Source organism: Shewanella sp. 10N.261.52.F9, assembly GCF_041471165.1.
In the GTDB taxonomy this organism is placed as follows: Bacteria; Pseudomonadota; Gammaproteobacteria; order Enterobacterales; family Shewanellaceae; genus Shewanella; species Shewanella marinintestina.
Genome location: NZ_JBFRNX010000019.1, coordinates 21,090 through 31,078 on the forward strand (window position 1 = coordinate 21,090; position 9,989 = coordinate 31,078).

The window sequence follows — 9,989 nt, forward strand, 5'->3', positions numbered from 1 at the left end:
ATTTACAGGCAAGTTACTAACCATAAACTTAAAATCAAAAAACCTGCAAAAAATCAATAAAGCCATGAATATTAAAAGTTATTATTTATACACACCAAAAAACCAAACGATCGTTTAAATTGGGTGTTGTAATTTTTTGTGATTAGTCGCACACTGGATGGCAACTGGTCAAATGATGGCCGAGGCTGCTGTGACAAAGAAAGTTACATTCAGATAATAAAATCATTAACGATCTGAATAGTGAACTTAAGCTATAAGGAAGCAAGCAATGATCTACCAAAGCCCTACAATTGAGGTTGAGTTACTCGAAGATAATATCGCCCACCTATGCTTTAAAGCACAAGGTTCAGTGAACAAGTTAGACAGAGCAACCATCGATTCGTTAAATGCTGCACTCGACAGCATCAAACAAGATTCTAGTATCAAGGGTCTTATGCTGAGCTCAGCTAAAGATGCCTTTATCGTTGGCGCTGACATCACTGAGTTTCTGGGACTGTTCACTGAAGAAGACACAGTACTGCACTCATGGCTTGAACAAGCTAACGATGTTTTCAATAAGCTAGAAGACTTACCTTTTCCCACGATTTCAGCAATTAATGGCTTTGCATTAGGTGGTGGTTGTGAAACCATCCTAGCAACAGACTTCCGTATCGCAGACACAACAGCTCGCATCGGTCTACCTGAAACTAAATTAGGTATTATCCCAGGCTTTGGTGGCACAGTACGTTTACCACGTGTTATCGGTGCCGACAACGCACTTGAATGGATCACCTCAGGTAAAGATCAACGCCCAGAAGCAGCACTAAAAGTTGGCGCTATTGACGCCGTTGTCGCTCCAGAGCAATTAAAACTAGCAGCATTAAAAATGCTTAAAGATGCCCTAGCAGAAAAGCTAGATTGGCAATCTCGCCGCGCTAAGAAACAAGCGCCGCTAACCCTACCTAAGCTTGAAGCCATGATGTCTTTTGCTACAGCTAAAGGCATGGTATTTAAAATTGCCGGTAAACATTACCCTGCACCAATGGCTGTAATTAGTGTTGTCGAGCAAGCAGCACAAAGTAGCCGAGCAGAAGCCTTACAAATTGAACATCAAGCGTTTGTAAAGCTAGCCAAAACCGAAGTTGCGCAAGCACTGATTGGTATCTTCTTAAACGATCAACTCGTTAAAGGTAAAGCTAAGAAAGCTGGCAAACTCGCTAAGAAAGTCGACTCTGCAGCTGTACTTGGCGCCGGTATCATGGGTGGCGGTATCGCTTACCAAAGTGCCAGCAAAGGCACACCTATCGTGATGAAAGATATCGCCCAACCGGCACTCGATTTAGGCTTAGGTGAAGCAGCAAAACTGCTTACTGCACAAGTGAAGCGCGGCCGTTCAACGCCAGCAAAGATGGCAGCAGTACTGAATAACATCACTCCGGCACTCGACTATGCTCCAGTAAAAGATGCTGACGTGGTGGTTGAAGCCGTTGTTGAGCATCCAAAAGTAAAATCAATGGTACTGGCTGAAGTTGAACAACATGTTAGCGAAGATGCCATCATCACCTCTAACACCTCAACGATTTCAATCAACCTATTAGCTAAGAGCCTCAAAAAGCCTGAGCGCTTCTGTGGTATGCACTTCTTTAACCCAGTGCACAAAATGCCATTAGTCGAAGTCATTCGTGGTGAAAACAGCTCAGACGAAACCGTTGCTTCCGTTGTAGCCTATGCCAGCAAGATGGGTAAAACCCCTATCGTGGTAAATGACTGCCCAGGTTTCTTTGTTAACCGCGTACTCTTCCCTTACTTTGCAGGCTTTAGTGGCTTGCTTGCCGATGGCGCCGATTTCGCCGCTATTGATAAAGTGATGGAGAAGCAGTTTGGTTGGCCAATGGGCCCAGCTTACTTACTTGACGTTGTTGGCCTAGATACTGGCCATCACGCACAAGCGGTAATGGCTGAAGGATTCCCAGACCGTATGGGTAAATCAGGTAAAGATGCTATTGATGTGATGTTTGAAGCTGAGCGCTTTGGCCAAAAGAACAGTAAAGGTTTCTACCAATACTCGGTTGACCGCCGCGGTAAGCCAAAGAAAGATTTAGACCCAACCAGCTATGAATTACTACAAGCTGAGTTTGGTGAACAAAAAGCATTTGAATCAGATGAGATCATCGCTCGCACTATGATCCCTATGATTATCGAAACAGTGCGCTGTCTTGAAGAAGGAATTATCGCTTCGCCTGCTGAAGCGGATATGGGTCTAGTTTACGGTCTTGGTTTCCCACCATTTAGAGGCGGTGTCTTCCGTTACCTAGATACTATGGGTGTAGCTAACTTTGTCGCTCTAGCAGACAAATACGCTCACTTAGGTGGTCTATACCAAGTAACCGATACTATGCGCGAACTTGCCGCCAATAATGGCAGCTACTACCAGCAGGCTTAAGCAGGAAGGATTAGAACAATGAAAAATGCCGTTATCGTAGATTGTATCCGTACGCCAATGGGCCGCTCAAAGGCTGGTGTATTTAGAAATGTACGTGCAGAAACTTTATCTGCAGAATTGATGAAAGCGCTACTTGAGCGCAACCCAAAGCTTGATCCAAACACTATTGAAGATGTGATGTGGGGTTGTGTACAGCAAACCCTTGAGCAAGGCTTTAATATTGCCCGTAACGCGGCTTTGCTAGCTGGTATTCCTAAGCAAGTTGGCGCAGTTACTGTTAACCGTTTATGTGGCTCATCTATGGATGCTCTCCACCAAGCGGCTCGTGCGATTATGACAGGCCAAGGCGATACCTTTATCGTTGGTGGTGTTGAGCATATGGGTCATGTACCAATGAACCATGGCGTCGACTTCCACCCAGGTCTTGCTAACAATGTTGCTAAAGCCTCAGGCATGATGGGTCTGACCGCAGAAATGCTCGGCAAGATGCACGGCATTACTCGTGAGCAGCAAGATGCCTTTGCAGTACGTTCACATCAACGCGCTCATGCAGCCACAGTGGAAGGCCGTTTCGCCAATGAAATCGTAGCGATTGAAGGTCATGACGCCGACGGTGCACTGATTAAAGTTGAGCATGACGAAGTCATCCGCCCAGAAACATCAATGGAATCTCTTTCAGGTCTACGCCCTGCTTTTGACCCAGCTAACGGTACTGTTACCGCGGGTACCTCTTCTGCATTATCAGATGGCGCTTCAGCCATGCTCGTGATGGAAGAAGAGAAAGCAAAAGCATTAGGCTTACCAATTCGCGCTCGTATTCGCTCAATGGCGATTGCTGGTTGTGATGCGGCTATTATGGGTTACGGCCCTGTACCTGCGACACAAAAAGCACTTAAGCGTGCAGGTCTAACCGTTGATGACTTAGACGTTATCGAGCTTAACGAAGCCTTTGCCGCACAGTCTCTACCTTGTGTAAAAGATTTAGGTTTGATGGATGTGGTTGATGAGAAGATTAACCTTAATGGCGGCGCGATTGCACTCGGGCATCCACTTGGTTGTTCTGGTACGCGCATCTCAACGACGCTAATCAATCTAATGGAAGCTAAAGATGCTAAGTATGGTCTAGCAACCATGTGTATTGGTCTAGGCCAAGGCATCGCGACTATCTTCGAACGTCCATAAGGCATTCATCTGTGGATAGATAAAAGCCAGCGCAAGCTGGCTTTTTTGTTCGAAGAACTGTCCCATCATGAGAAAAGATAGACTATTAGTAACGCTTAATCTCTTTCAACTCTCTAATATCAGCTTCAAAGCTTTTAATCTCTTCCGTAGAAACATATTTTACTAATTGCTTCATGGAGCCCTGATAAAACTTCGTCATAGCATCAGCATAAGCTTTTTCAATATTATTAACTAATACATCTGGCTTACTCGCTTGTTTCATCGCGCCGCCGATAGCACCAGCAATTATTCCACTACCTGCAGCCTTAGTTTCCCATTGACGGACATACGGCTCTGAAATGTTAAGCCGACTTAGATCTACTCTTTTCTGTGACATTACCTGCCCAGTAAGTGGCTCAATAAATTTAAGAATAAATGAGCCATCCACTCGGATTGTTCCCACTTCCTCTGCATAAGAAGAAAAAGACTTTCGACTCACATTAGTTTTACCGACTTTTATGTCAAATTTTGGCACAATAGCCAGATAACTATTCTTCTTATCACCATATGTTATCTCATCAAAAGTCTCATAAGGGCCAGTGTAGGTAAAACCTTTACGAGTAATTAAAGTCTCAACTCCATTTTGAAAAGCAGCTCTTACCTCTAAGTTATAATTAGATCTTGCATTAGAAAATGGGTCTACCTTTTGCTCGTTAAGACCTAATTGGTTGAGCATGGTATTTTGAGCATTAACTGTTTGTTGATATTCAGTAAAAACACCTGTCGGTTTTACAATTGCTATTTTCTTATCCACTGACGCACTTTGAGCACCGAAGTCAAAATTAGTATCAACCACACCTGATTCCTTTTTAACAGGAATAGCAGAGCATGCAGCTAAAGATAAAGCCAATACTGCAGAACAAATTTTTTTCATAATAACCATCTTCCATAAAGTTAAAGCAACATAACGGCAACATGCTACACGAGAATTAGGGGGTAGCGCCAGAAGCAGGTTCTGTTTATATACAATACTTTTCATATAGTTATAGAGAGAGCACAACAATATGCTTAACTTTTATTAGTAACTTCATTTTTATCCCAACAATTGAAGTGGTTTTGAACAAATATATTAAAATACCATTTTAAAAATATTTTTATATTTCTAAGATAAGCTCACCAACAACGACATAAACTTAAAGCAATTAGTCTTTCTATTTGAATTTACTACGGTCTAACTGAACAAGTGATTGATCACAGTATTAAGGTGCTGGTTATGGAAAAATTACTATAATTGAAAAAAGCGTAACCGCACGCCAATTAGGTAAACAAATGACCCCCGCTATCGACTTATTGGTAAAACACAAAATCGCCCATCAAGTTCACGAATATCAACACGATCCATCTTGCCAAGCTTACGGCTTAGAAGCCGCTGAGAAAATTGGGGTGGAACCTGAACTGGTATTCAAAACTCTAGTGGTAAAGTTGGACGGTAAGCAGCTTGCGGTAGCCATTATCCCCGTTGCTGAAAAGCTCAGCATGAAGTTAATAGCAAAAGCAGTCAAAGCCAAAAAAGCAGTAATGGCCAAAGCAATGGAAGTGCAGCGTAGCTCTGGTTATGTGCTTGGCGGTGTCAGTCCATTAGGACAAAAAAGACAGTTAATAACAGTTATTGATCAGTCTGCTGCGACTCTTGAAAAAATGTTCGTCAGCGGCGGACGCCGCGGGCTCGATATTGAACTTGCACCCGATGATATAAAGTTATTACTAAAAGCCCAGTTTGCTCCAATCACCGCTGAGTAACAGTCTATTAATTTACAGTGTTCCACGTGGAACACTGTAATTAAGCAAATGTTCCAAGCTCACAAATTAAAGCGACAAACTTGGATAAACCCGGTTGCTAGAGTAATATTAGCCACTTCTGTTTAATCGTTCAGCTGAGGAAATATGAACGACCTATTTAATGCAGCACAACATCAACTCGACGCTTTAGGCTTACGCTGCCCAGAACCTGTGATGATGGTGCGCAAATCAGTACGACGCATGAACGATGGCGAGACCTTATTGATTATTGCTGATGATCCAGCAACCACTCGTGATATTCCAAGCTTTTGTGAGTTTATGGATCACACCTTAATTGCTAGCCAAACAGAATCTACGCCTTATCAGTATTTGATAAAAAAGGGTCTTTAGTAGCCCGTTCAATTAATGGATAAAAGGAATTAGCATGGCATCTCTCATTGGCATTGCATTTAAAACTGAAAAACGTGGTCAAATGATTACGGTTGAACAAGCTCAAGTGACCCAGGCTAAAGGTGTTGAGAACGACATCTTTGGCCGCCCAGGTAAACGCCAAGTCACTGTGTTGTCAATTCAGCAATGGCAGCTTGCCTGTAATGATGTCGGTAAAACCTTACCCTGGTTTACCCGCAGGGCAAACTTACTCGTCGATGGAATCAGTTTCTCTTCTAAAGATCTAGGTAAGCAACTTGTCATCGATGAGCTCATTTTAGAGATCACTGGTGAAACAGATCCTTGCAAGAAAATGGAGCAAGCTTACCCAGGTTTAGAAGCCGCTCTATTACCGGACTGGCGTGGCGGTGTCACTTGCCGAGTACTTAACGATGCCAAGATTCAGATTAACGCCCCTGTAGACTTAGCCTAAGTTAACGACTCACTCAAGTAAGTTAAGATTACAGCTTTGTATCGCTCTGATTTAAAGCTGTGTACTTTCCGACTCCTATAAAAACGATATTTCCTAGACTAGAATTACCCCAATTATTCCATCCTCGCAGTTAATAGCGATATTCTCTACAGCCAACGACAACCCTGCTTAAGTCAATCCCAGCCTAAATCAACTCTGCTTCTAGCATCACCCCCTATCTATAGTGCAATCATTTTGATCTTTAATACTTCGATATTTAGCTTAACTAATTGAAACAGAATTTTTGTTTTACTGTTAACTAAATTATGCGATAACTGTTGCACAAATTAATCTCCAATTAAGCCCTAGCCCTAACAATCTATAAATTAAATTGAAAACCACTCCTTTAAAACGATAACAATAATTAGGATTCTCATGTTAAAGAATAAGCTTACCCCTCTATATGCCGCTATTGCCTTGAGCTTTAGTGTTCCTACAATTGCCGAGGAAGACAAAAAATCTTGGCAAGTTAATGCGCCAGCAAACGCCCCTTTAGAACAAATTAAAATTGAAGTCGATGAAGGTACCTGGATGAACGTCAGCGTTAGCCCTAACGGCAAGCACGTGGTGTTCGACTTACTTGGTGACATTTATCAAATGCCAATAGATGGCGGCGAAGCTAAGCCATTGGCTAAAGGCATTGCATGGCAAATGCAGCCGGTTTATAACCCTGATGGTAAATACATCGCCTTCACATCTGATGAAGATGGTGGTGACAACATTTGGGTAATGGAAGCTGATGGCAGCAACCCTCGCCCTGTCACTAAAGAAACATTCCGCTTATTGAATAGTCCAGCTTGGAGCCCTGATGGCCAATATCTAGTAGCACGCAAACACTTTACTGGTAGTCGCAGCCTAGGTGCAGGTGAAGTATGGATGTATCACGTTGCTGGCGGCGACGGTGTGAAATTAACTGAGCGCCCAAATGAGCAAAAAGATTTAGGTGAACCAGCCTACTCGCCAGATGGCCGTTATATCTACTTTAGCCAAGATGCGACGCCGGGTAAGACCTTCCATTACTCAAAAGACTCAGTAAAAGGCATCTATAAGATCAAGCGTTACGATACCCAGACCGGCGATATCGAAGTATTGATCCAAGGTACTGGCGGCGCGATTCGACCAACGCCAAGCCCAGATGGCAATAAGCTAGCCTATATCAAACGTGATGGTTTCCAGTCTTCACTTTATCTTCTGGATTTAAAGTCTGGTGAAACTGAAAAACTATACGGTGAACTAGACCGAGACATGCAAGAAACCTGGGCTATCCACGGCGTATATCCAACCATGAGTTGGACAGCCGATAACGATGAAATCGTATTCTGGGCTAACGGTAAAATTAACAAACTCGATGTTGAATCTAAATCAGTAGAGCAAATTCCATTTACAGTTAAAACCGAACGAGCTGTTCAACCTGCCGTTCGTTTTACCCAAGATCTCGATAAAGATGTGTTCGACGTAAAGATGCTACGTATGGCGCAAGTATCTCCTGATGGTAAGAAAGTTGCTTTTGAAGCCCTAGGTAAGATCTGGGTTAAGAGTTTACCCGACGGCAAGATGTCTCGACTCACCAAGCTAGATAGTGATCTACGTGAACTGTTTCCACAATGGTCACGCGATGGAAAACGCGTTGTATTCACCACTTGGGATGACCAAAAGCAAGGTACTGTTAGTTTAGCTACCGTGCGCAATAAGCGTGTAAAAGTACTAACCGATGAGCCAGGTAAATACGTAGAACCTACCTTCTCACCAGATGGTGAGACTGTTGTGTACCGTAAAGCTAAAGGTGGCTATATCACTCCACGCACATGGTCACAAGAAACAGGCCTTTATCAAGTAGATATTGATGGCGATAAAAATACTAAGATCACCGCTGCTGGTTACCAACCCCAATTTGGCGCAGACAACGACCGAGTCTATTTTATGGAAAGTGGTGAAACACCACAGCTTGCATCTATTGGACTCAATGGTTTTGAAAAGCGTGTACATTACACCAGTAAACACGCCACCGAATTCAGAGTATCACCAGACGGTAAGCAACTCGCTTTTGCTGAACGTTTTAAAGTGTTTGTCACCCCATTTGCTAAACACGGTGAAACGATTCAAATAGGCCCTAAAGCCAGTAATCTTCCAGTTGAACAATTAAGCGTACGCGCCGGTGAAAGCATTAGTTGGAACACTGATAGTAACCAACTGTACTGGACGCTTGGGCCTGAACTTTACCAAGTTAGTGTTGATACTCAATACCAGCAGCAAGCAGAGGGTGCTGAAGTATCTAAAGTTGAGCCAACCATTACCGATCTTGGCTTCACCCAAAAAGCTGATGTTCCACGTGGAACAATCGCCTTTGTTGGTGGAAAAATCATTACCATGGAAAATGATGAAGTTATCGAAAACGGCACGGTAATCGTTAAAGATAATCACATTGTCAGTGTAGGTTCTGCATCTGTTATCGATATCCCAAGTGACGCTAAGGTCATCGATATCAAGGGTAAAACTCTGATGCCAGGCTTATTCGATGCCCATGCTCATGGTGCTCAAGGTGAGAATGAAATCATCCCGCAGCAAAACTGGGAGCTCTACTCTAATCTGTCTCTAGGTGTTACAGCTATTCACGACCCATCAAATGACACCACAGAAATCTTTGCCGCTGCAGAGCAACAGAAAGCAGGTAATATTGCTGGCCCACGTATTTTCTCTACCGGTACTATTTTATATGGCGCGAACCTACCAGGTTATACCTCTCATATAGATTCACTCGATGATGCCAAATTCCATTTAGAGCGCTTGAAAAAAGTCGGTGCTTTCAGTGTTAAGAGTTATAACCAACCACGTCGTAACCAACGTCAGCAAGTTATCGCAGCAGCACGCGAGCTGGAAATGATGGTAGTGCCTGAAGGCGGAAGTTTACTGCAACATAACCTAACCATGATTGCCGATGGTCACACAGGTATAGAACACTCGCTACCGGCAGCGAATATCTATAGCGACATTAAGCAGTTCTGGAGCCAAACTGAAGTTGGCTATACACCAACGTTAGTTGTTGCTTATGGTGGTATCTCTGGTGAAAACTATTGGTATGACAAAACCGATGTGTGGGCACACCCTCGTTTGTCTATGTACGTACCATCAGATATTTTAGATGCTCGCTCAATGCGTCGCCCGACAGCACCAGACGAACATTACAATCACTTTAACGTCGCGCGTGTAGCAAATGAACTAAATGAAGTTGGCATTAAAGCTAACATAGGTGCTCATGGTCAACGTGAAGGTCTAGCGGCTCATTGGGAAATGTGGATGTTTGCTCAAGGTGGTATGAGCAATCTGGAAGTACTAAAAACAGCAACCATCAACCCAGCTAAACATTTTGCGATGGATCACCAAATTGGTTCAATCAAGCAAGGCAAACTTGCCGACCTAATTGTTATCGATGGTAATCCGCTGGAAGATATCCGCGTCACCGATCGTGTGACTTACACCATGGTTAACGGCAAACTATTTAATGCGGAGACAATGGATCAGCTAAATGGTGGTTCCAACAATAAAGGTAAGCAAAGAGAAACCTTCTTCTTCGAAAAAATAAATCCATTTTGAAATTTAAAATCTGGCTAACTTAGCTACGATTTTAAAATTTGAGGAAAATTATTTTTTGATTCAAAAATGTGCTTTTTAGCTAAAAATGAAAAAGGATGTTCCACGTGGAACATC

General features: G+C 43.0%; 7 protein-coding genes. 6 read left to right on the plus strand and 1 reads right to left on the minus strand.

All coding sequences use genetic code 11. From position 1 onward, the window contains the following. Nucleotides 1–268: 268 nt before the first annotated feature. Together fadB and fadA are read left to right on the plus strand one after the other, a co-directional pair. Nucleotides 269–2,422, plus strand: coding sequence for a fatty acid oxidation complex subunit alpha FadB (fadB, locus tag AB4298_RS13150; protein ID WP_371987071.1), 2,154 nt, complete (start codon nucleotides 269–271; stop codon nucleotides 2,420–2,422). An 18-nt stretch (nucleotides 2,423–2,440) separates the two neighbouring features. After that, nucleotides 2,441–3,604 carry an acetyl-CoA C-acyltransferase FadA gene (gene fadA, locus AB4298_RS13155; RefSeq protein WP_220781253.1) on the plus strand — a complete coding sequence of 388 codons (1,164 nt, stop codon included), beginning with the start codon at nucleotides 2,441–2,443 and terminating at the stop codon, nucleotides 3,602–3,604. Nucleotides 3,605–3,689: 85 nt separating this feature from the next. Here the strand turns inward: fadA and AB4298_RS13160 are convergent, their stop codons facing one another. Further along, nucleotides 3,690–4,517, minus strand: coding sequence for an HpaA family protein (locus tag AB4298_RS13160; RefSeq protein ID WP_371987072.1), 828 nt, complete (start codon nucleotides 4,515–4,517; stop codon nucleotides 3,690–3,692). 395 nt (nucleotides 4,518–4,912) lie between these two features. Here AB4298_RS13160 and ybaK point away from each other — a divergent pair, with 395 nt between their 5' ends. The 4 genes from ybaK (at nucleotide 4,913) to AB4298_RS13180 (ending at nucleotide 9,875) form a co-directional block, all read left to right on the plus strand. Next, nucleotides 4,913–5,383, plus strand: a complete 471-nt coding sequence (ybaK, locus tag AB4298_RS13165; protein WP_371987073.1) for a Cys-tRNA(Pro) deacylase — start codon at nucleotides 4,913–4,915, stop codon at nucleotides 5,381–5,383. 144 nt (nucleotides 5,384–5,527) lie between these two features. After that, nucleotides 5,528–5,773 carry a sulfurtransferase TusA gene (gene tusA / locus AB4298_RS13170; RefSeq protein WP_012153289.1) on the plus strand — a complete coding sequence of 82 codons (246 nt, stop codon included), beginning with the start codon at nucleotides 5,528–5,530 and terminating at the stop codon, nucleotides 5,771–5,773. A 34-nt stretch (nucleotides 5,774–5,807) separates the two neighbouring features. Then, on the plus strand, nucleotides 5,808–6,245 hold the full coding sequence (locus tag AB4298_RS13175) for an MOSC domain-containing protein (protein ID WP_371987074.1): 438 nt from the start codon (nucleotides 5,808–5,810) through the stop codon (nucleotides 6,243–6,245). A 414-nt stretch (nucleotides 6,246–6,659) separates the two neighbouring features. Beyond that, on the plus strand, nucleotides 6,660–9,875 hold the full coding sequence (locus tag AB4298_RS13180; RefSeq protein WP_371987075.1) for an amidohydrolase family protein: 3,216 nt from the start codon (nucleotides 6,660–6,662) through the stop codon (nucleotides 9,873–9,875). Nucleotides 9,876–9,989: the final 114 nt, after the last annotated feature.

What these genes read in the sequence shown, in the direction of transcription:
- fadB (WP_371987071.1), top strand. Translation starts at nt 269, where the DNA reads ATGATCTACCAAAGCCCTACAATTGAGGTTGAGTTACTCGAAGATAAT.
- fadA (WP_220781253.1), top strand. Translation starts at nt 2,441, where the DNA reads ATGAAAAATGCCGTTATCGTAGATTGTATCCGTACGCCAATGGGCCGC.
- AB4298_RS13160 (WP_371987072.1), bottom strand. Translation starts at nt 4,517, where the DNA reads ATGAAAAAAATTTGTTCTGCAGTATTGGCTTTATCTTTAGCTGCATGC.
- ybaK (WP_371987073.1), top strand. Translation starts at nt 4,913, where the DNA reads ATGACCCCCGCTATCGACTTATTGGTAAAACACAAAATCGCCCATCAA.
- tusA (WP_012153289.1), top strand. Translation starts at nt 5,528, where the DNA reads ATGAACGACCTATTTAATGCAGCACAACATCAACTCGACGCTTTAGGC.
- AB4298_RS13175 (WP_371987074.1), top strand. Translation starts at nt 5,808, where the DNA reads ATGGCATCTCTCATTGGCATTGCATTTAAAACTGAAAAACGTGGTCAA.
- AB4298_RS13180 (WP_371987075.1), top strand. Translation starts at nt 6,660, where the DNA reads ATGTTAAAGAATAAGCTTACCCCTCTATATGCCGCTATTGCCTTGAGC.